21 protein-coding genes and 1 tRNA gene are annotated in these 25,028 nt (G+C 73.9%); 15 read left to right on the plus strand and 7 right to left on the minus strand.

The window, feature by feature from the left end; translation table 11 throughout:
- The first annotated feature begins 58 nt into the window (after positions 1 to 58).
- The 10 genes from ACI1MP_RS12425 to ACI1MP_RS12470 all read left to right on the plus strand — a co-directional run bounded on the left by ACI1MP_RS12425 (position 59) and on the right by ACI1MP_RS12470 (position 13,146).
- Positions 59 to 1,414, plus strand: a complete 1,356-nt coding sequence (locus ACI1MP_RS12425) for a hypothetical protein (RefSeq protein ID WP_380339619.1) — start codon at positions 59 to 61, stop codon at positions 1,412 to 1,414.
- A gap of 14 nt (positions 1,415 to 1,428) precedes the next feature.
- A complete protein-coding gene (locus ACI1MP_RS12430; RefSeq protein WP_100589654.1) occupies positions 1,429 to 2,352 on the plus strand; it encodes a glutamate ABC transporter substrate-binding protein in 924 nt (307 codons plus the stop codon).
- Positions 2,353 to 2,468: 116 nt separating this feature from the next.
- Positions 2,469 to 3,818: a hypothetical protein gene (locus ACI1MP_RS12435; protein WP_380339622.1), complete on the plus strand. Its 1,350-nt coding sequence runs from the start codon at positions 2,469 to 2,471 to the stop codon at positions 3,816 to 3,818.
- The gene (locus tag ACI1MP_RS12440; protein ID WP_404868681.1) at positions 3,811 to 6,393 is read left to right on the plus strand and encodes a tetratricopeptide repeat protein; all 2,583 of its coding nucleotides are present in this window, start codon (positions 3,811 to 3,813) and stop codon (positions 6,391 to 6,393) included. Before ACI1MP_RS12435 ends, ACI1MP_RS12440 begins: the two co-directional genes overlap by 8 nt.
- Before the next feature lie 2 nt (positions 6,394 to 6,395).
- Positions 6,396 to 7,511 carry a PP2C family serine/threonine-protein phosphatase gene (locus ACI1MP_RS12445; RefSeq protein ID WP_404868682.1) on the plus strand — a complete coding sequence of 372 codons (1,116 nt, stop codon included), beginning with the start codon at positions 6,396 to 6,398 and terminating at the stop codon, positions 7,509 to 7,511.
- A 133-nt stretch (positions 7,512 to 7,644) separates the two neighbouring features.
- Positions 7,645 to 8,976 carry a vWA domain-containing protein gene (locus ACI1MP_RS12450; protein ID WP_404868683.1) on the plus strand — a complete coding sequence of 444 codons (1,332 nt, stop codon included), beginning with the start codon at positions 7,645 to 7,647 and terminating at the stop codon, positions 8,974 to 8,976.
- Between the two features lie 112 nt (positions 8,977 to 9,088).
- Complete coding sequence (locus ACI1MP_RS12455; RefSeq protein ID WP_404868684.1) at positions 9,089 to 10,420, plus strand: FHA domain-containing protein; 1,332 nt, start codon at positions 9,089 to 9,091, stop codon at positions 10,418 to 10,420.
- A gap of 169 nt (positions 10,421 to 10,589) precedes the next feature.
- Entirely contained in the window at positions 10,590 to 11,507 is a 918-nt protein-coding gene (locus ACI1MP_RS12460) for an ABC transporter ATP-binding protein (protein ID WP_100590199.1), read from the plus strand.
- Complete coding sequence (locus ACI1MP_RS12465; protein WP_380344414.1) at positions 11,504 to 12,625, plus strand: ABC transporter permease; 1,122 nt, start codon at positions 11,504 to 11,506, stop codon at positions 12,623 to 12,625. Before ACI1MP_RS12460 ends, ACI1MP_RS12465 begins: the two co-directional genes overlap by 4 nt.
- An 83-nt stretch (positions 12,626 to 12,708) precedes the next feature.
- A complete protein-coding gene (locus ACI1MP_RS12470; RefSeq protein WP_380344411.1) occupies positions 12,709 to 13,146 on the plus strand; it encodes a globin in 438 nt (145 codons plus the stop codon).
- Positions 13,147 to 13,159: 13 nt separating this feature from the next.
- Here the strand turns inward: ACI1MP_RS12470 and ACI1MP_RS12475 are convergent, their stop codons facing one another.
- From ACI1MP_RS12475 to ACI1MP_RS12495, 5 genes are all read right to left on the minus strand, one after another.
- Complete coding sequence (locus ACI1MP_RS12475) at positions 13,160 to 13,852, minus strand: hypothetical protein (RefSeq protein ID WP_404868685.1); 693 nt, start codon at positions 13,850 to 13,852, stop codon at positions 13,160 to 13,162.
- Positions 13,853 to 13,910: 58 nt separating this feature from the next.
- Positions 13,911 to 14,348 (minus strand): thioesterase family protein, encoded by a 438-nt coding sequence (locus tag ACI1MP_RS12480; protein ID WP_083462158.1) that lies wholly within the window; start codon positions 14,346 to 14,348, stop codon positions 13,911 to 13,913.
- A 103-nt stretch (positions 14,349 to 14,451) separates the two neighbouring features.
- Complete coding sequence (gene ettA / locus ACI1MP_RS12485; protein WP_043909927.1) at positions 14,452 to 16,116, minus strand: energy-dependent translational throttle protein EttA; 1,665 nt, start codon at positions 16,114 to 16,116, stop codon at positions 14,452 to 14,454.
- Between the two features lie 211 nt (positions 16,117 to 16,327).
- Positions 16,328 to 17,740, minus strand: a complete 1,413-nt coding sequence (locus ACI1MP_RS12490) for a Cys-Gln thioester bond-forming surface protein (protein WP_189276963.1) — start codon at positions 17,738 to 17,740, stop codon at positions 16,328 to 16,330.
- 272 nt (positions 17,741 to 18,012) lie between these two features.
- Positions 18,013 to 18,621 carry a single-stranded DNA-binding protein gene (locus ACI1MP_RS12495; protein ID WP_404868686.1) on the minus strand — a complete coding sequence of 203 codons (609 nt, stop codon included), beginning with the start codon at positions 18,619 to 18,621 and terminating at the stop codon, positions 18,013 to 18,015.
- 615 nt (positions 18,622 to 19,236) lie between these two features.
- On the opposite strand from ACI1MP_RS12495, the gene ACI1MP_RS12500 reads away from it, so the two are divergent.
- Positions 19,237 to 19,309 (plus strand) — tRNA-Arg (locus ACI1MP_RS12500).
- A gap of 49 nt (positions 19,310 to 19,358) precedes the next feature.
- On the opposite strand, the gene ACI1MP_RS12505 is transcribed toward ACI1MP_RS12500, so the two are convergent.
- Positions 19,359 to 19,991, minus strand: a complete 633-nt coding sequence (locus ACI1MP_RS12505; protein WP_100590204.1) for a TetR/AcrR family transcriptional regulator — start codon at positions 19,989 to 19,991, stop codon at positions 19,359 to 19,361.
- A gap of 60 nt (positions 19,992 to 20,051) precedes the next feature.
- Between ACI1MP_RS12505 and ACI1MP_RS12510 the strand changes: the two genes are divergently transcribed.
- Together ACI1MP_RS12510 and ACI1MP_RS12515 are read left to right on the plus strand one after the other, a co-directional pair.
- Positions 20,052 to 20,609, plus strand: a complete 558-nt coding sequence (locus ACI1MP_RS12510) for a GNAT family N-acetyltransferase (RefSeq protein WP_380344397.1) — start codon at positions 20,052 to 20,054, stop codon at positions 20,607 to 20,609.
- A gap of 79 nt (positions 20,610 to 20,688) precedes the next feature.
- Entirely contained in the window at positions 20,689 to 21,513 is an 825-nt protein-coding gene (locus ACI1MP_RS12515) for an enoyl-CoA hydratase/isomerase family protein (RefSeq protein ID WP_100590219.1), read from the plus strand.
- A 149-nt stretch (positions 21,514 to 21,662) separates the two neighbouring features.
- Here ACI1MP_RS12515 and ACI1MP_RS12520 read toward each other — a convergent pair whose 3' ends face one another.
- The gene (locus tag ACI1MP_RS12520) at positions 21,663 to 22,880 is read right to left on the minus strand and encodes an acyl-CoA dehydrogenase family protein (RefSeq protein ID WP_380344387.1); all 1,218 of its coding nucleotides are present in this window, start codon (positions 22,878 to 22,880) and stop codon (positions 21,663 to 21,665) included.
- Positions 22,881 to 23,024: 144 nt separating this feature from the next.
- Between ACI1MP_RS12520 and ACI1MP_RS12525 the strand changes: the two genes are divergently transcribed.
- Together ACI1MP_RS12525 and ACI1MP_RS12530 are read left to right on the plus strand one after the other, a co-directional pair.
- Positions 23,025 to 23,633 (plus strand): TetR family transcriptional regulator, encoded by a 609-nt coding sequence (locus tag ACI1MP_RS12525; RefSeq protein WP_043909921.1) that lies wholly within the window; start codon positions 23,025 to 23,027, stop codon positions 23,631 to 23,633.
- A 102-nt stretch (positions 23,634 to 23,735) separates the two neighbouring features.
- A complete protein-coding gene (locus ACI1MP_RS12530) occupies positions 23,736 to 24,935 on the plus strand; it encodes a glycoside hydrolase family 5 protein (protein ID WP_404868687.1) in 1,200 nt (399 codons plus the stop codon).
- Positions 24,936 to 25,028: the final 93 nt, after the last annotated feature.

Raw genomic sequence — 25,028 nt, forward strand, 5'->3', positions numbered from 1 at the left:
CGGCCGCGGACCGCCATACTGCGGGATGACGGGGGACGTCGGACGGGGAGGTCGGACGGTGGCAGCACCGACGGTGGCACAGCAGCAGGCGGGCACGGTCGCACCGCCCGCGGCCCGCGGACCAGGGCCGGTGGCGCGGCTGCGCCGGGCGGCGGCCACCCCGCCGGGGCGGCTGCGCGCGGCGGGCGCGGTCCTGGCCGCACTGGTGCTGCTGTTCGGCGCGGTCGCGGTGTGGCAGTCCGCACACCGTTCCCGGGCGGCCGGGCAGGTGGTGTCGGTCGGCGGCCCGCTCAGCCAGGACGCCGCCGAGATCTACCGCCGGCTGGCGGACGCCGACGCGACCGCCGCCGCCGGGTTCCTGCTGGCCGGCAACGAGCCCGCCGAGGTCCGCGCCCGCTACCAGGACGACCTGGCGACCGCCGCCCGGCTGCTGGCCGAGGCCGCGGGCCGCAGCGGCGACTCGGCCGAGTCGCAGTCCGCGCTCGCCGAGCTCAACCGGCAACTGCCGCGCTACGCGGGCCTGGTGGAGACCGCCCGGGCCGTCGACCGGCAGGGCCTGCCGCTCGGCGGGGCCTACCTGCGGTACGCCTCCGACCTGATGCAGGGCACCGTCCTGCCGCAGGCGCAGCGCCTGGCCGACGCCGAATCGGCCGGCCTGGACGCCGACTACCGCACCGCCGGGGCCGTCCCGTGGACGGCGCTGGCACTCGGCGCACTGGCGCTGGCCGCACTGGTCCGCTACCAGGTGCTGCTGTTCCGGCGCACCAACCGGGTGTTCAACCTCGGGCTGCTCGGCGGTTCGCTGGCGGTGCTGGCCGCACTGGGGTGGCTGCTGGCGGGCACCCTGACGGCGGGCGACGACCTGGCGGGCAGCCGCACGTACGGCACCCGGCCGCTGCGGGAGCTGGACCAGGTGCGGATCACGGCACTCCAGGCGCACACCGCGGAGAACCTCGACCTGGTGGCCCGCGGCGCCAGCGACAGGTACACCAAGCAGTGGGACGGCCTGGCCGCCGCGCTCGACGCCGACGTGCGCACCCCCGGTTCGGTCACCCGGCTGGTGGCCGGCGCGGATCCCGCGACGATCGGCCCGCTGACCGACGCCGCAAACGCGTACCGGCAGTGGCAGGACCGGCACAAGGACGCCGCCGCGAAGAACTCGGCCGGCGACTACGAGGCCGCGCTGCAACGGACGTTGACCGCGGGCGGCGCCGACACCGCGGACGCCGCGTTCCGGGCCGCCGACGGGAAGTGGGCGGCCGCCGCGCAGACCGAGCAGGACGCGTTCGCCCGCCGGGCGGGCGGCGTGGACGGCGTGCTGGCCGGGCAGGCGGTGGCCGCCGGCGTGCTGTCCGTGCTGGGCGCGGCCGCCGTGCTGCGCGGCATCGGCCGCCGACTGGCCGAGTACCGGTAGGAGGGGGACAAAGGATGCGCACGGCAAGGTCACGTTTCCTGGTGGCGGCGGCAGTGCTCGCGGCCGGGGTGCTCGGCACCGGCAGCGCCGACGGCGCGGGCGGGCCCGCCCCGCGGGCCGCGCTCGAAGCACCGGCAGCCCCCGCGGCGCCCGCCGACACCTGCGACCCGACGGATTCGCTGCCGCCCCGGCAGACCGTCGGGGCGAAGATCGCCAAGATCCGCGAGCGCGGCACGCTGATCGTCGGCGTCGACCAGAACAGCTACCACTGGGGGTTCCGCAACCCGCAGACCGGACGGATCGAGGGCTTCGACCTCGACCTGGCGCACGCCCTCGCCAAGTCGCTGCTCGGCGACCCCGACCGGATCACCCTGAAGACCGTGCCGACCCCCCGTCGGGTCGAGGCGGTGAAGAACGGCGAGGTCGACCTGATCGCCCGCACCATGACCATCACCTGCGAGCGCAAGAAGGACATCGCCTTCTCCGTCCCGTACTTCCGGGTCGCCCAGCGGGCGGTGGTGCCGAAGGCCGCGCACGCGACGACGCTGGACGGCGCGCTGAAGGGCAAGCGGGCGTGCGTGGCGCAGACCTCCTCCTCGGAGGCCGAGCTGAAGCGCAACCCGCACGGCACCGTCTCGGTGCTCGCCCTGGAGAGCCAGCTGGACTGCCTGGTGCGGATGCAACTCGGCGAGGTGGACGCCACTTTGACGGACATCGAGCTGGCCGCCGCCCAGGTCGCCCAGGACCCGATGGTGGAGATGGTCGGCGAGCCGTTCCTGCCCGCGTACATGGGGGTGGCGATGAACCAGAACGACACCGACCTGATCGCCTGGGTCAACCAGGTGCTGGCCGACCGGCAGGCCGACGGCAGCTGGCGGGCGTCCTACGACCACTGGCTGCGCGACACCATGGGGGCCCCGGACCCGTACCTGCCGTGACCCGCCCGGCGCGACGTCGGGGGACCGCCGTCCGCACCGCACCGGGCGTCGGGGAGACTTGCCGCCGACGGGCCGACGCCCCGTCACCGCATGCGTGGCCGAGAGGAGGAACCGCGATGGCCGGAGGGACCCGCCCGGTGATGAACCGTGAGCAGGTGGACCGGGCGCTGGCGCAGCTGGGCGCCGAGCGCGACGCGGTCGAGGCGGCACTGCTGGCGCTCCAGGACCACCCCGGGCTGCGGCTGCTGACCGGCGCCGAACTGTCCGGGCGCACCCGGGAGCGCTGGGCGGTCGCCGAGGGCGGCTTGGCCCTGCTGTGGGCGCTGTTCGACCGGTACGCGGAGGCGCTCGCCTCGGCCCGCGCGGTCCGCTCGCGCCGCACCCGGCCCACCGCCGCCGAACTCGCCGAGCTCGGCGAACTGCTCTCCGGCCGCGCGGTCGCCGTCTCCGGCGGCCGGCTCCCCGAGGCGGCCGGTCAACTCGGCGTGCCCGCCCGGCTGGTGGAACGCGTCACGCTGACCGAGCTGCTGGAGCGGATGAACGGCTGGTACGCCGTGGTGGTCGAAGTGGTCAGCGCGGTCGACGCGGTGTGGTCGGCCCTGCCCGCCCGGATCGACCTGCTGCTCGCCGAACTCGGCCGGGTGCAGATGCTCGCGCTCTCCGTCGGCGTGCGCTCCGGCGCGCACCCGCTGGCCGACGATCTCGACCAGCTGGCCGGGCAGTTGACGGCGCTCCGGGCCGAGGTGGTGGCCGACCCGCTGTCCCTGTGGCGGCCGAGCCGGGTCCCCGCGCAGCGCGGCCGGGGCGCCGAGGACGCTGCCTGGGCCTCCCCCACCGGCGCCGTCGACACCGGGAGCTTCGACCGGATGGGTCGTGCCCTGGACGACGTCCGGGTCGAACTGGAGGGGCTGCTGCGGCTGCGCGACGAGTCCCACGAACGCCTCCAGCAGGTCGCCGACCTGCTCCAGCGCGCCGACCTGACGCTCGCCGAGGCACGGCGGGCCCGCGGCGAGGTGCTGGCGAAGATCGCCGCCACCGAGGTGCCCGCCGTGCCCGGCCCGGCGTCCGCGCTGCGCGAGGCGATCGGGCAGGCCGTCGACTACCAGCAGACCGGCCAGTGGCACCGGCTCGGCCCGCTGCTGGACGCCCTGGAGAACGCCGCCGCCAAGGAGCTCGGCCGGGCCCGGCAGGCGCTCACCGAGGTCGCCCAGCCGCTCGCCGTCCGGGCCGAGCTGCGCGGCCGGCTGGAGGCGTACAAGGCGATGGCCGCCCGGCTCGGCCTGGCCGAGGACCCCGAGGTGGTCGAACGCTTCGAGAAGGCCCGCTGGCTGCTCTGGAGCGCCCCCTGCGACCTGCGGGCCGGCGCCGAGGCCGTCGCCCGCTTCCAGCAGGCGCTGCGCGCACCGGAACGGCAGCCCGCACCGCAGACCGAGGACAGTGCCGAGGGGGAGGAAACCGATGGCTGAGGCGTGCGCCCGTCCGGGCTGCGACGGCGAGATCGACGGCGACGGCTACTGCACCGAGTGCGGGCTGGCCCCGGCCGCCACCGGCACCACGGGGTCGGCGGCGTCGGCGGCGTCGGCGGCGTCGGCGGCGTCGGCGGCGTCCGTGGCGTCCGTCGCATCCGTCGCATCCGTCGCATCCGTCGCATCCGTCGCATCCGCAGTCTGCGGCCGGGCCGGCTGCGACGGCGAGATCGACGCCGACGGCTACTGCACCGAGTGCGGACTCGCCCGCACCACCGCCGCCGCGCCCGTCCCCGCCGCGCCCGTCCCCGCCGCGCCCGTCCCCGTCCCTGCCCCGCGCGCGGCCCCCGCCGTCGGCGGGCCGTGCGGCCGCCCCGACTGCGACGGCGAGATCGACGCCGACGGCTTCTGCACCGAGTGCGGCCTGGCCCCCGCCACCACCGCCGGCACCGCCACGGCCCCGGCGTCCACGGCGTCCGCCTCCTCGCCGCGCACCTCCTCCGGCCGCTCCGTCTCGGTGCGCGGCTCCCGGAGCGGCACCGGCGCCAGTGGCCGGCGCGGCAACCTCGGCGCGGGCCTGGTCACGGTGCCGCCGGTGCCGACCGCCGACCCGTCGAAGGCCGTACTAACGGACCCGCAGGTCCCCGAGAACCGGCGGTTCTGCTCGCGCTGCGACCACCCGGTGGGCCGGGAGAAGAACGGCGTCCCCGGCCGCCCCGAGGGCTTCTGCACCAAGTGCGGCACCCCGTACTCGTTCACCCCGAAGCTGGTGCGCGGCGATCTGGTCGGCGGCCAGTACGAGGTGATGGGCTGCCTGGCGCACGGCGGGCTCGGCTGGATCTACCTGGCGGTCGACCGCCGGGTCAACGACCGCTGGGTGGTGCTCAAGGGCCTGCTGGACAGCGGCGACGAGGACGCGTTGGCGGTGGCGATCGCCGAGCGCCGCTTCCTGGCCGAGGTCGACCACCCGAACATCGTCCGGATCATCAACTTCGTCGAGCACCCCGACGCCCGCACGGCCGCCGCCGACGGCTACATCGTGATGGAGTACGTCGGCGGCAAGTCGCTCAAGGACATCGCCGCCGAACGCCGCACCCCGGACGGCCGGCGGGCGCCGCTGCCGGTCGAGCAGGCCGTCGCGTACGCGCTGGAGGCACTGCCCGCGCTCGGCCACCTGCACGCCCGCGGGCTGGTGTACTGCGACTTCAAGCCCGACAACGTGATCCAGTCGGACGACACCCTGAAGCTGATCGACCTGGGCGCGGTGCGCCGGCACGACGACGACGGGCCGATCTACGGCACGGTCGGCTACCAGGCCCCGGAGATCGCCACCGACGGGCCCTCCCCCGCCTCCGACCTGTACACCGTGGGCCGCACGCTGGCCGTGCTGACCCTCGACTTCCCCGGCTGGACCGACCGGCGGCGGCACGAACTGCCGGGCCCGGACGAGGCCGAGCTGCTCGCCCGCCACGAGTCCTTCCACCGCTTCCTGCTGCGCGCCACCGACTCGGACCCGGCCCGCCGGTTCGCCTCCGCCGAGGAGATGGCCGGCCAGCTCACCGGCGTGCTGCGCGAGGTGCTGAGCCGCCAGGACGGTCGGCCCCGGCCCGCCGTCTCCACCCTGTTCGGCCCGGAACTGCGGGTCGTGGACCCCGAGTTCGGCGAGCAGCCGACGGACGCCCGGGCCGCCGCGCTGGCCCTGCCCGCGCCACTGGTCGACCCGGCCGACCCCAACGCCGGCTTCCTGTCCGCGCTGCCCGCCGCCGACCCCGCCGAGGCCCTCACCGCACTGCGCGCGGCCGGCGCCGACTCCCCCGAGCTGCGACTGCGGGTGGTGCGCGCCTACCTGGAACTCGCCGACGACGACACCGCCGGCCAGGCGCTGGCCGCCCTGGAGACCGAACACCCCGGCGACTGGCGGGTGGTGTGGTACCGCGGACTGGCCGCGCTCGCCGCCGGCCGGGCCGAGGCCGCCGCGGAGGCCTTCGACGCCGTGTACGACGCCTTCCCGGGCGAGGCCGCGCCCAAGCTGGCGCTCGCGGTCTGTGCCGAACTGCTCGACCACAACGGGCGGGCCGCCGCCCACTACGGGCTGGTCGGCGGCGCCGACCGGTCGTTCGTCGGCGCCGCGTTCGGACTGGCCCGGGTCCGGCTGCGGGCCGGCGACCGGCCGGGCGCGGTCGCCGCGCTGGAGTCGGTGCCGGAGAGCTCCACGCACCACACCGCGGCCCGGATCGGCGCGGTCCGCGCCCGGCTGCGCGGCCGCGCCGCGACCGAGGCGCTGGCCGCCGAACTCACCGACAGTTCCGCCCAGCTGACGGCCCTCGCGCTGGACGCCCGGCGACGTGCGGAACTCGCCGCCGAGGTGCTGGAGACGGCCCTCGACTGGGTGCTCGCCGGGGCCGCGGGGAAGCCCGCCACGCTGACCGTGCTGGGACATCCCGCCGCGGAACGGGAACTGCGGCTTGCCCTGGAACACTCCTACCGGGTGTTGGCTCGGTTGACCGACCGTGCCGAGAAAAGGATCGAGTGGGTGGAACGGGCCAACCGGGCCCGCCCCCGGACGTGGGTGTGAACATGCCGCAGCAGACCGAGTGCCCGACCTGTGCCGAACCGCTGGGGCCCCAGGACGCCTTCTGCGGGGCCTGCGGCACTGCCCTGACCGGGCCGCCGACCCTCCGCGACCTGCCGGTGGTGCCCAGCTGCCCGAACTGCGGCTCCACCGAGCTCGCCGACGGCTGGTGCCAGGGCTGCGGGCACGCCCAGCCCCGCGCCCGCGACCACCAGGAACGCGAGGTGACGGGCGTCGCCGCGGTCTCCGACCGCGGCCTGCGCCACCACCGCAACGAGGACGCGTTCGGCGTCGCCACCGCCGAGGCACCGGACGGCACGCCCGCCGTGGTCGCCGTGGTCTGCGACGGCGTCTCCTCCTCCGCCCGCCCCGACGAGGCGTCCGCCACCGCCGTCACCGCCGCCACCGACTCGCTGCTCGCCGCACTGCAGGCCGGCCGCGACCCCGGCCAGGCCATGCGGGAGGCGATCGGCGCCGCCAACCGGGCCGTCACCGCGCTCGCCCACGACGGCACCCCCGCCGAACCGGGCCGCCACAACAACGCGCCCGCCTGCACCTACGTCAGCGCGGTCAGCGCCGCCGGCCTGGTCACCATCGGCTGGGTCGGCGACACCCGCGCCTACTGGATCCCCGACGACCGGGAGTCCGCCGAGCCGTACCGCCTCACCGAGGACGACTCCTGGGCGGCCCGGATGGTCGCCGCCCGGCTGATGGACGAGGCCGAGGCGTACGCCGACCCGCGCGCCCACGCCATCACCGGCTGGCTCGGCGCCGACGCCGAGGACCTCGACCCGCACACCGTCAGCTTCACCCCGCACGTCCCCGGGGTGCTGCTGATCTGCACCGACGGCCTGTGGAACTACGCCGAGGCCGCCACCGACCTGGCGTTCTTCGTCCGCGCCGACGCCCGCACCGAACCGCTGGCCGCCGCCCGGGCGCTGGTCGGCTTCGCCGTCGAACGCGGCGGGCACGACAACATCACCGTCGCCGTGCTGCCGATCGACCCGCCGGTCGCCACCGCCGCCCACGACGCCACCCTGCTCGACGTCCCGCTGCCGCGCGCCGCCGAGGAGGACGCCACCGTGCCGCTGCGCCGGGCCGCCGAACCGGCCGCGAACTGACCCCTCCCGCCGACCGGCTCCCGATCGCCTCGCCGGCCGCCCGATTCCGGACCGTCCGACTTCTGATCGTCCGACTTCCGACTGCCTGCCTTCCGACTGCCCGACTTCCGACCGTCCGACAGGAGCCCACCGCATGGCCTCGTTGTCCAAGCCCGGCACGCCGAGATTCGACGTCGACGTCTTCCAGAACGAGTACCTGGCCCAGGGATCCCGGGAGGTCAACGCGATCGTCACGGTGACCGCGACCGGCGGCGGCACCTCCGGCGGGCGGCCGCTCGGCGCGGCCGCCGGGACGGACGCCGCCGTGGTGCTGGTGATCGACTGCTCCGGCTCGATGGAGCACCCGAACACCAAGATGCGGCACGCCCGGGAGGCCACCGCCGCCGCCATCGACACGCTGCGCGACGGCGTCGCGTTCGCCGTGGTGGCCGGCACCCACGAGGCCGTCGACGTCTTCCCCGGCAACGGCCGGCTCGCCGTCGTCGACCAGTACACCCGCGGCCACGCCAAGGAGGCGCTGCGCCGCCTCAAGCCGTCCGGCGGCACCGCGATCGGCACCTGGATCAGCAAGGCCCGGCAGCTGTTCGACTCGCACCCGCAGGCGTCGATCCGGCACGCCGTCCTGCTCACCGACGGCCGCAACGAGCACGAGAAGCCCGCCGACCTGCAGCGCGCCCTGGACGCGGCGACCGGCGCCTTCACCGCCGACTGCCGGGGCGTCGGCACCGACTGGGACGTCGCCGAACTGCGGAAGATATCCTCCGCGCTGCTCGGCACCGTCGACATCGTCGCCGAACCCTCCGGCCTCGCCGAGGACTTCCGCGCCATGATGGCCGACACCATGGACAAGCAGGTCGCCGACGTGGCGCTGCGGGTGTGGACACCCGCCAACGCGCAGGTGAAGTTCGTCAAGCAGGTCGCACCCGCCGTCGAGGACCTCACCGCGCGCCGCGCCGCGGCCGGGCCCCGGGCCGGGGACTACCCGACCGGGTCGTGGGGCGACGAGTCCCGCGACTACCACGTGTGCGTGGAGGTCCCGGCCGCCGCCGTCGGCAACGAGATGCTGGCCGCCCGGGTCAGCCTGGTGCTGCCGCAGCCCGACGGCACCGCCGAGGTGCTCGGTCAGGGCCTGGTGCGCGCCGTGTGGACCGACGACCTGGCCTCCTCGACCCGGATCAACTCCCAGGTCGCGCACTACACCGGCCAGGCCGAACTCGCCGAGTCGATCCGCGACGGCATGGAGGCCCACCGGGCCGGTGACCTGGACCGCGCCACCGCCAAACTCGGCGCCGCCGTCCGCCTCGCCCACGCGGGCGGCAACGAGGGCACGCTCAAGCTGCTGCAGAAGGTGGTGGACGTGGTCGACGCCAGGGAGGGTACCGTTCGGTTCCGTAAGAACGTGAGCGAGGCCGACTCGATGACACTCGAGACCCGATCGACCAAGACCGTACGCGTGAAGAAGTGAGCCGGACACCCGCCGGACCCGAACCTGCTGGAGTGTGGGGGACCTGATGCCGATCTGCCCTAGGGGACACGAGTCTCAGGCCGAGGACTGGTGCGACTACTGCGGATTCCCGATGACCCCGCCGCCCGGACTGGCGATCCCCGGATTCCCGTCCGCGCCGGCCCAGCCCGGCGGCCCCGGCGCGCCTGCCGCGCCGCAGGCCCCGTACGGCGGCGGGTACCCGCCGGCCGGCCCGGGCAGCACCCCGCCGTCCGGCACCCCGGCCGGGGGCGGCGGCTACTTCGAGCCGCGCCGCCCCGCCACCCCGGCGGGCGGCACCCCGCTCGCCCCCGCCCCCGGCGGCGGCGCGCCCGCGGCGCCCGGCCCGTACGGCGCACCGCCGGCGGCCCCCGCCGCGGCGGCGGCCACCTGCCCGATCTGCCGCAGCCCGCAGACCGGCCGGTACTGCGAGGAGTGCGGGTACGACTACAACCTGGCCACCTCGGCCCGCCCGCCGGGCGGCCCCGCCCCGGTCGGGCACCAGCCGCCGCCCGTTCCGCAGCCCGTCGGCGGCCCGCACGGCCGCCCCGAGCCGGGCCGGGCCCCGCAGGCCCCGCCGGCCGCGCAGCACGGCTACGGCTTCCCGCCGCCGGCCGCGCCCGCCGGGTTCGAGCCGTCCAGATTCGAGCCGTCCGCGTTCGAACCGGCCGCACCCGCGCCGGCCGGCTTCGAACGGCCGACGCCGTTCGAGCGGCCGCAGCAGCCGTTCGAGCCGCAGTCCCCGTACGAGCGGCCGGGCTACCAGCAGCCCGCGCCCGGCTACCCGGCCGCGCCGGGCGGACCGGCCGCGCCGTCGTTCGACAAGCAGCCGCCGGCGGCCTTCCCCGACGGCGACTACGAGCGCCCCGGCCCGGTCTACGCCGAGCCGTCCGGCCCGCAGCAGGGACACCAGCAGCGTCCCCCGCAGCAGAGCGACGACGACTTCGGCACCTCGTTCCGGCTGACCCCGCCCGGGCAGCAGGGGCACGGCCGGCCGCCGGCCGCCGCTCCGCAGCGCACCAGCTGGTTCGCCGTGGTGGCCGCCGACCACGACTACTTCGCCGACATGATGGCGCGCAGCGGCCCGGAGGCGGCCGGACTGGCCTTCCCGCCGTACACCCCGGAGCGGCGGATCCCGCTGACCGGCCGGGGCCAGCTGCGGATCGGTCGGCGCAGCCAGCAGCGCGGCACCGTGCCGGAGATCGACCTGTCGGTCTCCCCGGAGGACCCGGGCGCCTCGCACCAGCACGCCCTGCTGGCCGAGCAGCCGGACGGCGGCTGGGTGGTGGTCGACCAGGACTCCACCAACGGCACCACCCTCAACGGCGGCCCGGACACCCTGCCGCCGCACACCGCGATCCCGCTGAACGACGGCGACCGCATCCACATCGGCGCCTGGACCACCATCACGGTGCACCGGGCCTGACCGCACGTCAGCGGGGCCTTCGCCCTGACGGCCTGTCATCACCGCTCCGGCGGCGGGGCGTTCACCGCTCCCGCCGCCGGTCCGCGGTGTGCGCGATCCATCACCGAACGATCAAAAATTCACACCAAAGTGTTCGTTGGCGCCCCGCGCACCCCCTACGCTTCGCCCCATGACTGAAGCAATAACCGCGGACGGGATCCGGAAGCGGTACGGGGATGTCCAGGCTGTCGACGGAGTGTCACTCTCCGTCAGCACTGGCGAGTTCTACGGCCTGCTCGGGCCGAACGGGGCCGGCAAGACCACCACACTGGAGATCCTGGAGGGCATCCGGGAGGCCGACGAGGGCCGTGTCGAGCTGCTCGGCATGTCGCCGTGGCCGCGCAACGCCAAGCTGCTGCCGCGCATCGGCGTGCAGTTCCAGGCGTCGGCGTTCTTCAACAAGCTGAGCGCGCGCGAGACCATCCGCACCTTCGCCTCCTTCTACGGCATCGGCCCGAAGGCCGCCGACGCGATGCTGGAGCGGGTCGGCCTGACCGAGTCCGCAGGCGTGCTGACCGACAAGATGTCCGGCGGCCAGGCCCAGCGCCTGTCCATCGCCTGCGCCCTGGTGCACGACCCGGAGCTGGTGTTCCTCGACGAGCCGACCACCGGCCTCGACCCGCAGGCCCGCCGCAACCTGTGGGACCTGCTGCGCGACATCAACGCCGAGGGCCGCACCGTCGTCCTCACCACCCACTACCTGGACGAGGCGGAGATCCTCTGCGACCGCGTCTCGGTGATGGACCACGGCAAGGTGCTGAAGACCGGCGCGCCCGCCGCCCTGGTCCGCGAGATCGACGATACCGTCCGGATCCGGGTGGAATCCGGAATGCTGACCGCCGACCGGGCCCGTGACCTGCTCACCACCGCGGGCGCCGCGTTCAGCAACCTGGAGGACGACGGCACCACCCTGGCCCTGTCGACCCACGCGCCCGGACCGGTGCTCTCCATGCTGGCCGAGGAGAACGCGCTGCGCGGCCTCGAGGTCCGCGGCGCCACCCTGGAGGACGTCTTCCTCCAGCTGACCGGACGGGAGTACCGGGCATGACCGCCACCGACCAGGCCCGCACCTCCCCCGCCGTCGACGGCGGACGGGAGAAGGCCAACGCCTTCGTCGGATTGTCCCGGGTCATGCTGCTCGGCTTCGTCCGCGACAAGGGCACCCTGTTCTTCACGCTGGCGCTGCCGCTGATGTTCCTGGTGCTGTTCGGCGTCCTCTACAAGGGCGGCGGCACCTCGCACGTCAAGGTCGCCGAGGTCGGCCAGGTCAAGCTGCTCGACCAGCTGAAGGACCAGAAGGACGGCCCGCTGTCCGTCCTGGAGATCACCACCTTCACCGACGAGAACGCCGCGCTCGCCAAGGTCAAGAAGGGCGAGCTCGACGGCCTGGTGTCCGAGGGCCCCGACGGCAAGGTGGTGCTCCGGTTCAGCCAGGCCGACCAGGTCAAGGCCGGCACCGTGCAGGGCATCGTGAACTCCCTGGTGCAGACGGCCAACCAGCTGTCCTCGCACGCCACCCCGGCGTACACGCTGGACGCCTCCAAGGTCGAGGACGATTCCACCAAGCCGATCCAGTACCTGACGCCCGGCCTGCTCGCCTACGCGGTCTCCATGGGCGCCGTCTACGGCGCCTCGTTCACCCTGGTGACCTGGCGCAAGAAGCGGGTGCTGCGCCGCCTGCGGCTGGCGCCCATCTCGGCGGGCACCATCGTCGCCGCCCGGGTGGTGGTCAGCGTGATCGTGGCGCTCGCCCAGACCGCGCTGTTCCTCGCGGTCGCGCAGCTCGACTTCTTCGGCCTCAAGCTCACCGGCAACTGGTGGCTGGTGATCCCGCTGGTGATCTGCGCCACCCTGGCCTTCATGTCGATCGGCCTGCTCACCGGTTCGCTGGCGAAGTCCGAGGAATCGGCGAACGGCATGAACCAGCTGATCATCCTGCCGATGTCCTTCCTCGGCGGCGCGTTCATCCCGCTGGACTTCGCGCCGAGCTGGCTGCAGGACGTCTCCAGGGCCCTGCCGCTGCGCTACCTGATCAACCCCGCCAAGTCGGTGCTCAGCCAGGGCGGCGGCATCGCCGAGGCACTGCCCGGCATGGGCATCCTGCTGGGCTTCACGGTGGTGCTGAGCGCCATCGCCTGGCGCTTCTTCAACTGGGACGACGCGTAGCCGTCCGTACCCTCCCCGCGACAGGGGTCGTACACCGAAAGTCCCGGTGTACGGCCCCTGTCGGCGTCTGCGACCATGGACGGGTGACTGACACCGGGCGCGACACCGCACACGAGGAGACCGTGCAGACGACGGCGGCGGAGGAGGAGCCGAGCTTCTACGACCGCGTCGGCGGCGAGCAGACCTTCCGCCGGCTGGTCCACTTCTTCTACCAGGGCGTCGCCCAGGACGAGTTGCTCCGCCCGATGTACCCGGAGGAGGACCTCGGCCCCGCCGAGGAGCGCTTCGCGCTGTTCCTGATGCAGTACTGGGGCGGCCCGCGCACCTACAGCGATCGCCGCGGCCACCCGCGCCTGCGGATGCGGCACGTCCCGTTCCAGGTCGACCGGGCCGCCCACGACGCCTGGCTGCGGCACATGCGCACCGCCCTCGACCGGCTCGCGCTGCCCGCCGAGGACGACCGCGAGCTGTGGAACTACATGACGTACGCCGCCGCCGCGATGATCAACACGGCGGGCTGAGGCCTTCCCGTGCCTACCGCAGCGGGCTGAGGCCCAGGCCCGCGCCCGGTGCGCCGCCGGTCCGCAGGGCGACCGAGCCGGCGGGGGCGTCCAGCCGCAGCCAGGGGCCCGCCCGGTGCGCCTGCAGCGGGGCGCCTGGCCGCAGGAAGCCGATCGCGTGGGCGGCGTGCGCGGCCCGCAGCGGCAGGCCCTCGACGGCGCCCAGCGGCCGGGACCAGATCTCGTCCGCCAGCGCGTCCACCACCTCCCGGCTCCGGTGGTGCTCCGGCACCTCGGCGGTGCGCCGCTTGAACTCGGCGACGGCGGCGCGCACTTCGTCCATCACCAGGTCGACCGGCGGCTGCCCGAGCGGCTGCCAGCCGGAGCGCGGTGGCAGCAGGCCCGCCCAGGACGGGCCGGTGACCGGGGCGGGCAGCGTCAGGCGGGCGCCCGGCTCGTCCACGGACTCCAGCAACTGCCCGGCGGAGACGGTCAGATCGGCCGCCGCCACCTCGCCGGCCGGCCGGACGGTGCGCAGCGCGAGCACCGCGGACCCGCCCAGCGGCAGCCGCCCGAACACGGCCAGCACCCCGCCGCCGTCCGCGCCCGGCACCGCCTGCAGCCGGACCGCGGCGGCCCGGTCGAAGCGGAGCAGCCGTCCCAGGAAGGCCGCCAGGTCGGCGGCCTCGCCCTGGTCGGCGAGGTCGAGGCGGGGGTTCGCGGTCACCGGGGTTCAGCTCGATTCGTCAGTGCGGCGGTCTCGGTGCGACGTCGGCAGAGGCCGGTCAGACGGCGGCGGGCTGCTCGTCCATGAAGCGGGCGAGGAACTCGCGCTCCACCGGGCTGATCCGGCGCGGGCGGCCCTCGGCCAGGTTGTAGGGGACGACCACGGTGGAGGCGGTGACGTAGACCGTCTCGGTGCCGTCCTCGGCGACGTCCTTGATCTCGTAGGAGACGGTCAGCGAGGCTCCGCCGATCTTCGTCACCCAGGTCTCGATGGTGACCGGCTCGGGGCGGTGCACCAGCGGGCGCTTGTAGTCGATCTCGTGGCGCGCCACCACGGACCCGCCCGCGAACTCCCCGGCGCCGGCCTCGGCGGCCTGGGTGAACATGAAGTCGATCCGGGCCTCCTCCAGGTAGCGCAGGAAGACCACGTTGTTGACGTGACCGAAGGCGTCCATGTCCGACCACCGCAGGGGGCAGGCGTAGATGTGACGTGCCACGGTGTTCTCCTCAGATCAGGTGGACCCGCAGGAAGCCTACGGGCCGCGGCCCGGCAGTCCGCCCCGAGGGGGTGGGCTGCCGGGCCGCCGGTGCGTCCGCGGATCAGCCGCGGGTGAGCTTCTTGTAGGTCGCACGGTGCGGGCGGGCCGCATCGGCGCCCAGGCGCTCGATCTTGTTCTTCTCGTAGGACTCGAAGTTGCCCTCGAACCAGAACCACTTGCTGTCGCCCTCGTAGGCGAGGATGTGGGTGGCCACTCGGTCCAGGAACCAGCGGTCGTGGGAGATGACCACGGCGCAGCCGGGGAACTCCAGCAGCGCGTTCTCCAGCGAGGACAGCGTCTCGACGTCGAGGTCGTTGGTCGGCTCGTCGAGGAGCAGCAGGTTGCCGCCCTGCTTGAGGGTCAGCGCCAGGTTCAGGCGGTTGCGCTCACCGCCGGACAGCACGCCGGCCGGCTTCTGCTGGTCCGGGCCCTTGAAGCCGAACGCGGAAACGTAGGCGCGGGACGGCATCTCGACCTGGCCGACGTTGATCCAGTCGAGGCCGTCGGAGACGACCTCCCACAGGGTCTTCTTCGGGTCGATGTTGGAGCGGGTCTGGTCGACGTAGCTGATCTTGACGGTCTCGCCGACCTTGACCGTGCCGCTGTCCGGGGTCTCCAGGTCCTGGAGCATCTTGAACAGGGTGGTCTTGCCCGCGCCGTTCGGGCCGATGATGCCGACGATGCCGTTGCGCGGCAGGGTGAAGCTCAGGTCGTCGATCAGGACCTTCTCGCCGAAGGCCTTGTTGAGGTGGTCGACCTCGATGACGACGCTGCCCAGACGCGGGCCCGGCGGGATCTGGATCTCCTCGAAGTCCAGCTTCCGCATCTTGTCGGCCTCGGCCGCCATCTCCTCGTAACGGGCGAGGCGGGCCTTGGACTTGGCCTGGCGGCCCTTGGCGTTGGAGCGGACCCACTCCAGCTCTTCCTTGAGCCGCTTGGCGCGCTTGGCGTCCTTCTGGCCCTCGACCTTGAGACGGGTCTGCTTGGTCTCCAGGTAGGTGGAGTAGTTGCCCTCGTACGGGTAGGCGCGGCCGCGGTCGAGCTCGAGGATCCACTCGGCGACGTTGTCCAGGAAGTACCGGTCGTGGGTGACGGCGACGACGGTGCCGGGGTACTTCTCCAGGTGCTGCTCCAGCCAGTTCACCGACTCGGCGTCCAGGTGGTTGGTGGGCTCGTCGAGCAGCAGCAGGTCGGGCTGCTCCAGCAGCAGCTTGCACAGCGCCACGCGGCGCTTCTCGCCGCCGGACAGCTTGGTGACCGGCCAGTCGCCGGGCGGGCAGCCCAGCGCGTCCATGGCCTGCTCCAGCTGGGCGTCCAGGTCCCAGGCGTTGGCGTGGTCCAGGTCCTCCTGGAGCTTGCCCATCTCCTCGAGCAGCGCGTCCGAGTAGTCGGTCGCCATCAGCTCGGCGATCTCGTTGAACCGGTCGAGCTTGCCCTTGGTCTCCTTGACGCCGTCCTGGACGTTCTCCAGCACGGTCTTCGTCTCGTCCAGCGGCGGCTCCTGCTGGAGCATGCCGACGGTGAAGCCCGGCGAGAGGAAGGCGTCGCCGTTGGAGGGCTGGTCCAGGCCGGCCATCATGCGCAGCACGGTGGACTTGCCGGCGCCGTTGGGGCCGACGACGCCGATCTTCGCCCCGGGGAGGAAGGAGAGCGTCACGTCGTCAAGGATGACCTTGTCGCCGTGTGCCTTGCGCACCTTGCGCATGGTGTAGATGTATTCCGCCACGTGAGATCGCTCCGGCGTCGTCGTCGAGTAATCGGCTTGCAGCCTTCCATTGTGCCGTAAGGCCGATGCCGCCCCGAACGCCCTTCGGGCCGGGCGGCGACCGGCCGGGCCGCAGGCTGCGGCGGCCCGGCACGCGAACGGCCCCGCCCCCACGGCGCGGGGGCGGGGCCGCCCCTCCCCGGCGGGCGGCCGGGGAGGGTCAGCGTGCGGGTCAGGCGCGGCTGTGGCGGCCGCGGCGGCGCAGGCCGTAGACCGCGGCGCCACCGGCGACGACCAGGACGCCGGCGATCGCGGCGGTGACGCCGGTGCCCATGCCGCCACCGGTGGAGGCCAGCTCAGGGCCGGTGGGGGTGGGCGACGGGGTCGGGGTGACCGGCGGCAGGGTGTTGCTGTCGGTCTTGCAGTTCAGCACGCCGCTGAAGGTCTGCGAGAAGCCACCGGGGCCGGTGACGGTGAAGTTGTAGGCGGTGTCCTCGGCGACCGGCAGGACGACGTCCTGGGTGGCGCCGGGCTTCACGGTGACGTTCTTGCCGCCGACGGTGAAGTTCCAGTCCCGGTCGCCCTTGTTGGAGACGGTGAGGACCAGCGCGCCCTGCGTGCAGTCGACCTTGCCGGTGGCGGTCGGGATCGGGCCGGCGGGCGCCCAGGCGACGGTGGCGAGGGCGTTGACCTTGACCTTGTTGCTGCCGGCCAGGATCAGCGTCTGGCTGTGCTTGCCGTTGTCGTCGCCGACGAACGCCCGGCCGAGCTTGACGGTGGCGGTGGCGTCCGCGGTGATGGTGGCGGTGCCCGCGTCCGCACCGGCCGGGACCTTCGCGAACAGCTGGTCGCCGTTCTTGGCGGTCTTCACCGGGGCGCCGCTCTTGTCGACCAGGCTGACGCCCGCGTCGGTGCCCTTCTTGTCCAGCGCGACGGTGACGTCGGCGGCGCCGCCGCCGGTGGTGACGGTGATCGGGCCGACCAGCTCGCCGCTCTTGCCCGCGACCGAGCCCGGGTTGAGCGCCAGCGAGGGCTTGGGCTCCTCGGCGCCGCCCTTGGCCTCGGCCTGGGCGATCAGCCACGCGATGAGCTTCTCGGTCTTCGGGTAGTCACCCGCCATCCGGACCGGGATGTTCGGGTCGGAGAAGTGCCAGATCGCGACCTGGGTGCCCGCGGCGGCGTCGCTCTTGGTCAGGCCGTCGATCCCGGACGACTTGGAGAGCGCGACCTCGTCGATGTTCGGGAACGAGTTCTCGAGTATCCACTGGATCTTCGGGCCGGCCTTGGCCTTGACCTTCTCCGGCTGCGAGAGCGAGGTGGAGGCCCAGTCGGTCTCGTGGTAGGTGGCGGTCTTGATCGTGTCGTTGAGCAGGTCGATGCAGTAGACGGCCAGGGTGGACTCGGTACCGGTCACCCCGAGGGTGAGCTGCCCCGCGGTGACGGGCAGCCAGTGGCCCGGGCGGGTCTCGGACTCGGTCTTCTGTCCGTAGAGGACGTTGCCCTGCAGCTTCCCGGTCACGCCCGAGGACGGACCGTCGGCGGCGGCGGCCGTGCCGGTGGCGAGCAGCCCCGACCCGACGACCAGCCCCGACGCGAGCATGACAGCGACGACGCGGGAGACAGCCCGCCTCTGCTTGTGGAACATGTGCGATCCCTCCGGGCGGCGACGTGCCGGTGGCAACCCGCCCCCTGCAAAGCGGCACCCCCTGTGGCGCCGCTGCACGTGTGTGGACCAGACGCATCCTATTGACGCGGCCCGAGCGCCTGGGGGCCGTAGCAAATCAGGACGATATCGTGGCTGTTTCGTTATCAAAGAGCAGGCTGTCAACGGGAGTTGATGAGTCGACATAAAGTCACGGGGCGCCCGCCGCGGCAATCAGGATTGCACCGATCGGTGCCTCAGGTGCCCAGAATCCGTCAGTTCAGAACCTCCTCCGTCACATCCGAACCTTCCGGCCCCGCAGGCCCGCCGCCCCCACCGGCCGGGCCGCCCGCCGACCCGCCCGCCGCGCCCGCCGCCGCCTCGGCCTCCCGGCGGGCCGCCACCGCCTTGACGATCCACTCCGGCACCGCCTCCTCCACCAGTCGCACCGCCCGCGACCCGCCCCGCGCCGGGCCCGCCGGCCATTCGGCCGCCGAACTCCCTTGCACCGCCGCCGCCTTGGCCTCCACCGCGCGCTTGAAGAGGGAGGTGCCGCGAGCGAGGTCGTGACCCACCGCGCGGGCGTCGATCTCCACCTCGGTGCGCCGGCTGCCCTCCTCCCCCCACTCGCGCACCCGCAGCCGGCCGCTCACCAGCACCGGGTCCCCCTTGCTGACGGAGCCGACCAGGTTGACCGCGAGCCGCCGCCAGGCCACCACCGTCACCCAGGTGGTCTCGCCGTCCGACCAGTCGCCGCGCTCCCGGTCGTAGCGCCGCTCGGTGGCGGCCAGCCGGAACGTGGCGACGGCCACCCCGCCGGCCGTCTCCCGGTACGTCACATTCGAGGCCGCATTGCCGACCATCGTCACCAGCGCGCCGTCCATTTCCCTGCCTCCGTTCTCCGGCCGCCGCACCGGCCGGTCCGCTATTCGCCGACGGGATTTTCCGCCGCGGACAGATCCTCCACCTGCCGGTGAATTCGGACCGGCGACTTCCCTTCCCCTGTGGAAAACTCGGCCCTGTGGAAAACCGGGGTAACTCGCAGGAGTGAAATATCGGTAATTTCCTGTTCGGAATCGATCACGCGACGTGACGACCGCAGGGCGTGTCCACGACAAAGAGGGTCGTGCACCTGCAGGACACCTGAACTCCACCGCCGAAACCCCGAACGAGTGGGCGTCAACTCGCCCCGTCCATGTCATCCACCTGAACGAACCCCAAAACATGCCCCCACCCGCGGGCCCGCCCGGGGGATTGCCGCGCCGAATGCATAACGGGTGGGGCGGCAGCCCCGTAACGACTGCACAACGTCCGGCTCCGGGACGCCGCAGAACGCTGCGCACCAGAGCACTACCTGCGATTATCGGACCGCCCCGTGGAGGCCGACACACCCCGGTCCGGTCTTCGAAGTCCAGGTGGCAGAACTGAACACCCGTATCCTGTCCCGGAACATCCCGTCCCGGTGCCCAGGCCCGGCAAGCGGGCCGACGTCACACCCGGCCCCCATAGCTCAGCGGATAGAGCACCCGCCTTCTAAGCGGTAGGTCGCAGGTTCGAATCCTGCTGGGGGCACACCAGGCTCCGACCCGGCACCCGCCGAGGAGCCCCACCCCCGCCCCGGTCAGCTTCCGACCGGGTCCGGCCGCTCCCCCGTCACCAGGGCGGCCAGGAAGCCGTCCAGCAGGGCGCGTTGACGCTCCGGCGGGAATTCGGCGGGCGCGAACAGGGCCTGCACCACCAGTCCGAGCGCGAAGGACTGCGCCAGCGCGGCGAGGTCCGCGGCCGGCCGGTCGGCGGGGAGCTCGCCCCGTTCCTGGGCCTCGGCGCACAGCTCGGTCATCCGCCGCCGCGCCCGGCGGTAGCGCTCGGCGTGCTCGGCGGTCAGCCCGGGGTCGGTGAGCGCCGCGTCCCAGGAGCCGACCCAGATCCGGTTGCCGGCCGCGCCCGCGCCGTCCAGCGGCAGGATGTCCAGCAGGGCGGCGCGCAGCACGGCCAGACCGCGGGCGGTGGCGGCCTCCTCGGTGGCGGGGCGGCGGCGTTCGGCGGCCTGCCGGTCGAGGACGTCCAGCGCGTGGGCGACCAGCGCCCGCTTGTTCGGGAAGTAGTGGGTGAGCAGCCCGGTGGAGGCGCCGAGTTCGGCGGCCACGGCGCGCAGGGTGAGTCCGCCGAAGCCGCGGGCGGCGAGCACCCGCCAGACCGCCTCGGAGACGTCCCGGCGGCGTGCTTCGTGGTCTCCGCGGGCGGGTGGTGTCATGCGCGTTAGGGTACCTACCAAACGTTTGTTATGTATGTCGGACCGCCGGAGGGGTTGCCCATGTACACCGTCGCACTGGCCGAGGACGCCGAGCTGCGCCCGCTGGAGCCCTGGCAGGCCGAGGAGTTCCTGGCGCACATCGACCGCGCCCGGGCCACCGTCGACCCGTTCATCCCGTGGGCGACCTTCAGCACCGACCTGGAGTCGGCCCGCGCGACCCTGCAGCGGTACGCCGACCGGCAGAGCAGCGACTCCGGCCGGATCTACGGGATCTGGCTCGGCGGCGCCCTGGTCGGCGGGGTGATGTTCGTCCGCTTCGAGACCGGGACCGGGGTGTGCGAGATCGGCGCGTGGACGGAGCCGGCCGGTCGTGGCCGCGGCCTGGTCACCGCCGCGGTCCGGCGCCTGCTGGACTACGCGTTCCTGGAGCGCGGCCTGCACCGCGCCGAGTGGTGGAACTCCACGGTGAACCCGGCCAGCCGCGCGGTCGCCCAGCGCCTCGGCATGACGCTGGACGGGACGATGCGCCAGTCCACCGAGCACCTCGGCGAGCGCCTCGACCTGGAGGTCTGGTCGATGCTGGCCCCGGAGTGGCGGGCGCAGGGCGCCTCCGCTTGATCCTGATCACCTGGTGAACGCCCGGCGTGCTGTGGAAGGCTGACGACCAGTCCCCTTCTCCACCTTCCCGGAGGCCGTGATGTCCGCGAGCACCGTTCCGCTCGACCGCCCCGGCCCCGGGGACACCGAGCTGCCGACCGGCGTGGACGGCCTGCGCTGCTGGGTGGGCGCGGACCGGGTGGCGACGGTGCTGCTGGACCGGCCCGAGCGCCGCAACGCGGTGACCGGCGCCATGTGGCGGGCGCTGCCTGGCCTGCTGGCCGAGCTGGGCGCGCGCGCCGACGTCCGGGCACTGCTGCTGACCGGCGCGGAGGGCGCCTTCTCGGCGGGCGCGGACATCGCCGAACTCGCCGACGTGTACGCCGATCCGGCCGCCGCGGACGCCTACCACGCGCTGAACGTGGCGGCCGAGGAGGCGCTGGCGGCGTTCCCCCGGCCGACCCTGGCGGTGATCCACGGCGCCTGCGTGGGCGGCGGCTGCCAGCTGGCGGTCGCCTGCGACCTGCGGTTCGCCGCCGAGGACGCCCGCCTCGGCATCACCCCGGCCAAGCTGGGCGTGGTGTACCCGGCGGTGCCGACGCTCCGCCTGGCCGCCCTGGTCGGCCCGGCCCGCGCCAAGTACCTGCTGTTCTCCGGGGCCCTCGTCCCGGCCGCCCGCGCGGAACTCTTCGGCCTGCTCGACGAAGTCCTCCCGCCCGCCGAACTGGACGCCCGCGCCCGCGAGTTCGCCCGCCTGCTGACCCACCGCTCGCCCCAGACCATCGGCGCGGCCAAAGCCGCCCTGGCCGCCGCCCCGGAGAGCGCCGCAGCTGCCCTGGAGCCCTGGGAACGCGCCTCCCGCACCGCACCGGACGTCCGCGAGGGCCTGGCGGCGTTCCTGGAACGACGCGAGCCGGAGTTCTGAGCGGCCCGGCGGCCCGGGGTTGTTCGAAGGTGTCCCGCGTGGTGCTGCGGGACCACACCCGGGCCCGGACGGTGGTCGGCGCGCTGGTGGGGGCTGCCGCCGCCGGACTGGCCTTCCGGTCCGCCCGCTGACCGGCGGCCGGCGGGTCGTCAGCGGATCGGGGCGCCCGAGATGGCTCGGGCGATGACCAGGCGCTGGATTTCGCTGGTGCCCTCGAACACGGTGTAGATGGCGCTGTCGCGGTGCATGCGCTCGACCGGGTACTCGCGGGTGAAGCCGTTGCCGCCGAGGATCTGCATGGCCTGGGCGGTGACGAACTTGGCGGTCTCGCCGGCGTACAGCTTGGACATCGAGCCTTCGGCGTTGGTGAAGGGCCGGTTGTTGACGGCCATCCAGGAGGCGCGCCAGACCAGCAGGCGCGCGGCGTCGATCCGGGTCTTCATGTCGGCCAGCTGGAAGGCGACGCCCTGGTTCTCGATGATCGGCCTGCCGAACTGGACCCGGGTCTTCGCGTAGTCGAGCGCGACCTCGTACGCGGCCCGGGCGATGCCGATGGCCTGCGCGCCGACGGCCGGTCGGGAGGCCTCGAAGGTGGCCATCGCGGCGTTCTTGCCGCCGCCCTTGGCGCCCTCGCGGGCGCGGGCGAGGCGGGCGTCCAGCTTCTCCTTGCCGCCGAGCAGGCAGTGGCCGGGGATCCGGACGTCGTCGAGGACGACCTCGGCGGTGTGCGAGGCGCGGATGCCGTGCTTCTTGAACTTCTGGCCCTGGCTCAGGCCCTTGGTGCCGGGCGGGATCAGGAAGGACGCCTGGCCGCGCGCGCCGAGCTCGGGGTCGACGGTGGCGACCACCACGTGGACGTGCGCGATGCCGCCGTTGGTGGCCCAGGTCTTGGTGCCGTTGATCACCCACTCGTCCTTGGCCCGGTCGTAGACGGCCCGGGTGCGCAGCGCGGAGACGTCGGAGCCGGCGTCGGGCTCGGAGGAGCAGAACGCGGCGACCTTGACGTCGTCGGGGGTGCCGAACATCTGCGGCGCCCAGGTGCCGATCTGCTCGTCGGTGCCGTTGGCGAGCACCGCGACGGCGGCCAGGGTGGTGCCGGTGATGGCCAGGCCGATGCCGGCGTCGCCCCAGAACAGTTCCTCCATGGCGATCGGGATGCCGACGCCGGACGGGTCGAAGAACTGCTGGGCGTAGAAGTCGAGCGAGTAGATGCCGATCTTCGCGGCCTCCTGGATGATCGGCCAGGGCGTCTCCTCGCGCTCGTCCCACTCGGCCGCGGCCGGGCGGATGACGTCGGCGGCGAAGCCGTGCAGCCAGTCGCGGACGGCGATCTGGTCCGGCCCCGGGTCGAGCGAGAAGGTGGTCATGGTCGGCCTCCAGGAGACGGGGGTTGCGGGTCGGAGTGTCCGCGCCACTGCGCTGTTACCTCCGGTAACATGGCGGCGAGTCTGCTACCGATAGGTAACCGGTGTCAACGCCCGTTCAGGCCCCACCCGCACGAGGAGCAGCGCATGACCTCCGAACCCCGCCGCGAACAACTGCTCAACGCCGCCGACCGGGTCGTCCAGCGCGAGGGCCCGGGCGCCAGCATGAACGCCATCGCCGCCGAGGCGGGCATCACCAAGCCCATCCTGTACCGGCATTTCGGCGACCGGAACGGCCTGATCGGCGCGTTGACGGCACGTCACACGGCCGGCCTGCTGGCCGCCGTCCGGGCCGCCCTGAACGAGCCGCTGGAGCGCCGCGACCGGGTCGAGCACGTGCTGGACGTCTACCTGGCCGCGATCGAGTCCCGCCCGCAGGTGTACCGGCTGCTCACCCACCCCGAACCCGGCGACCCCACCGGCGCGGGCAACGCGCTGGCGCCCGCGCTGCGGCAGATCGCCGAGGAGATCACCCGCGCCATCCAGCAGCAGATCGACCTCGGCCAGGACGGACCGCTGCTCTCCGAGACCTGGGGCCGCTCGATCACCGGCATGGTGCTGGCGGCCGGCGACTGGTGGCTGGAGACCCGCCCGTGCCCGCGCGCCCGGATGGTGCAGGCGCTCGCCGACCTGCTGTGGGGCCGGCTGTCCGCCGCCGCCGACCTGCCGCCGATGCTCGCCGCCCCGGAGGCCTGACCCTCCATCAAACATGAGCACGTCTCACCTCTTGTGCGGCGGGGGCGGCTCCGGCAGGATCGGCGCACCCCACCCCTCCCCCACCCCGCCGCGAGGTGCCCCGTGCGCGTCCGCCGCTCCGCCGCCGCCCTGCTGCTCTCCGCCGTCGCCGTCCTCGGCACCGTCTCGGCCGGCCCGCCCGCCGACCACGCCGACCGGTTCGACGCCCGCCAGGTCTCCGCGACCACCCTCGCCGACGGCCGCACCGCCTTCACCGACCGGCACGGCCGCGTCCTCGACCTGCGCGGGTTCAACCTCGACAAGTACGACGAGACCACCGAGGCCGACCTGCGCGACCTCGCCGCGCACGGCTTCCGGCTGATCCGCGTCGCCGTCTCCTGGGCCCGCCTCGAACCCGCCCCCGGCCGCTACGACCGAGCCCAACTCGCCCGGCTGCACCGCATCCTGGACTGGGCCGAGAAGTACCGCCTGTACGCCGTCGTCGACTTCCACCAGGACGTCTACGGGCAGTACTTCGGCGGCGGCGACGGCGGCGCCCCCTCCTGGGCGACCCGCGACGACGGCCTGCCGTTCACGCCCGACCCGAACGACTGGTTCGCCGGCTACTTCCAGCCCGCCGTCCAGGCCGCCTTCCGCCACCTCTACGACGACCGCGACCTGCAGCGCGCCCAGGCCGACCTGTACGCCACCGTCGCCCGCGAACTGCGCGGCCACCGCGCCCTGCTGGGCTACGACCTGTTCAACGAGCCGTTCGGCCCGGTGGACGGCGACCCCACCGACCCGGCCGTCCTCGCCGCCTCCGCCGCCGCCCTCGAACAGGGCCGGCTCCCCGCCATGTACCGCCGCCTGATCTCGGCGGTCCGCCAGGTCGACCGCGACGCCTGGCTGTTCGTCGAACCCACCGTGCTGGTCGGCCAGGGCGTCCCCACCCGGCTCCCCGCCTTCGCCGACCCCCGCCCGGGCGCCGACCGGATCGGCTACGCCCCGCACTTCTACGACACCGCCGTCGAAGCCGGCCGGGACTGGGACCCCGCAGGCGGCTTCATCGACGCCTACACCGACGCCATCGCCGCCTACCCCCGCGCCCACCGTCTCCCCGTGCTGGTCGGCGAATGGGGCCCGCCCAGCGCCGCCACCCCCGGCAACGCCGAACTGATCCGCCGTCAGGTCACCGCGATGAACGGCTTCGCCGCCGCCTGGACCATGTGGTACTGGTGCCGCGGCACCGGCGGCTACTGCGCCCTCACCCCCACCGGCCGTCCGGCCCCCGGCTACGAACCGGTCTTCGACGGAAAGCCGTAGGACGCGCAGGCACGTACCCGCATGCCCTCGGCCCCGCTGCCCGCGCAGGTCCCCGCGCCCCGTCCGGGGCGCGGGGACCTGCGAAGCGGCAGG

It is taken from the genome of Kitasatospora griseola (genome assembly GCF_044999035.1).
GTDB lineage: Bacteria > Actinomycetota > Actinomycetes > Streptomycetales > Streptomycetaceae > Kitasatospora > Kitasatospora griseola.

Bases quoted from the DNA above. Each gene is read 5' to 3' on its own strand.
- ACI1MP_RS12430 (WP_100589654.1), top strand. From the start codon at position 1,429: ATGCGCACGGCAAGGTCACGTTTCCTGGTGGCGGCGGCAGTGCTCGCG.
- ACI1MP_RS12435 (WP_380339622.1), top strand. From the start codon at position 2,469: ATGGCCGGAGGGACCCGCCCGGTGATGAACCGTGAGCAGGTGGACCGG.
- ACI1MP_RS12440 (WP_404868681.1), top strand. From the start codon at position 3,811: ATGGCTGAGGCGTGCGCCCGTCCGGGCTGCGACGGCGAGATCGACGGC.
- ACI1MP_RS12445 (WP_404868682.1), top strand. From the start codon at position 6,396: ATGCCGCAGCAGACCGAGTGCCCGACCTGTGCCGAACCGCTGGGGCCC.
- ACI1MP_RS12450 (WP_404868683.1), top strand. From the start codon at position 7,645: ATGGCCTCGTTGTCCAAGCCCGGCACGCCGAGATTCGACGTCGACGTC.
- ACI1MP_RS12455 (WP_404868684.1), top strand. From the start codon at position 9,089: ATGACCCCGCCGCCCGGACTGGCGATCCCCGGATTCCCGTCCGCGCCG.
- ACI1MP_RS12460 (WP_100590199.1), top strand. From the start codon at position 10,590: ATGACTGAAGCAATAACCGCGGACGGGATCCGGAAGCGGTACGGGGAT.
- ACI1MP_RS12465 (WP_380344414.1), top strand. From the start codon at position 11,504: ATGACCGCCACCGACCAGGCCCGCACCTCCCCCGCCGTCGACGGCGGA.
- ACI1MP_RS12490 (WP_189276963.1), bottom strand. From the start codon at position 17,740: ATGTTCCACAAGCAGAGGCGGGCTGTCTCCCGCGTCGTCGCTGTCATG.
- ACI1MP_RS12495 (WP_404868686.1), bottom strand. From the start codon at position 18,621: ATGGACGGCGCGCTGGTGACGATGGTCGGCAATGCGGCCTCGAATGTG.
- ACI1MP_RS12505 (WP_100590204.1), bottom strand. From the start codon at position 19,991: ATGACACCACCCGCCCGCGGAGACCACGAAGCACGCCGCCGGGACGTC.
- ACI1MP_RS12510 (WP_380344397.1), top strand. From the start codon at position 20,052: ATGTACACCGTCGCACTGGCCGAGGACGCCGAGCTGCGCCCGCTGGAG.
- ACI1MP_RS12515 (WP_100590219.1), top strand. From the start codon at position 20,689: ATGTCCGCGAGCACCGTTCCGCTCGACCGCCCCGGCCCCGGGGACACC.
- ACI1MP_RS12520 (WP_380344387.1), bottom strand. From the start codon at position 22,880: ATGACCACCTTCTCGCTCGACCCGGGGCCGGACCAGATCGCCGTCCGC.
- ACI1MP_RS12525 (WP_043909921.1), top strand. From the start codon at position 23,025: ATGACCTCCGAACCCCGCCGCGAACAACTGCTCAACGCCGCCGACCGG.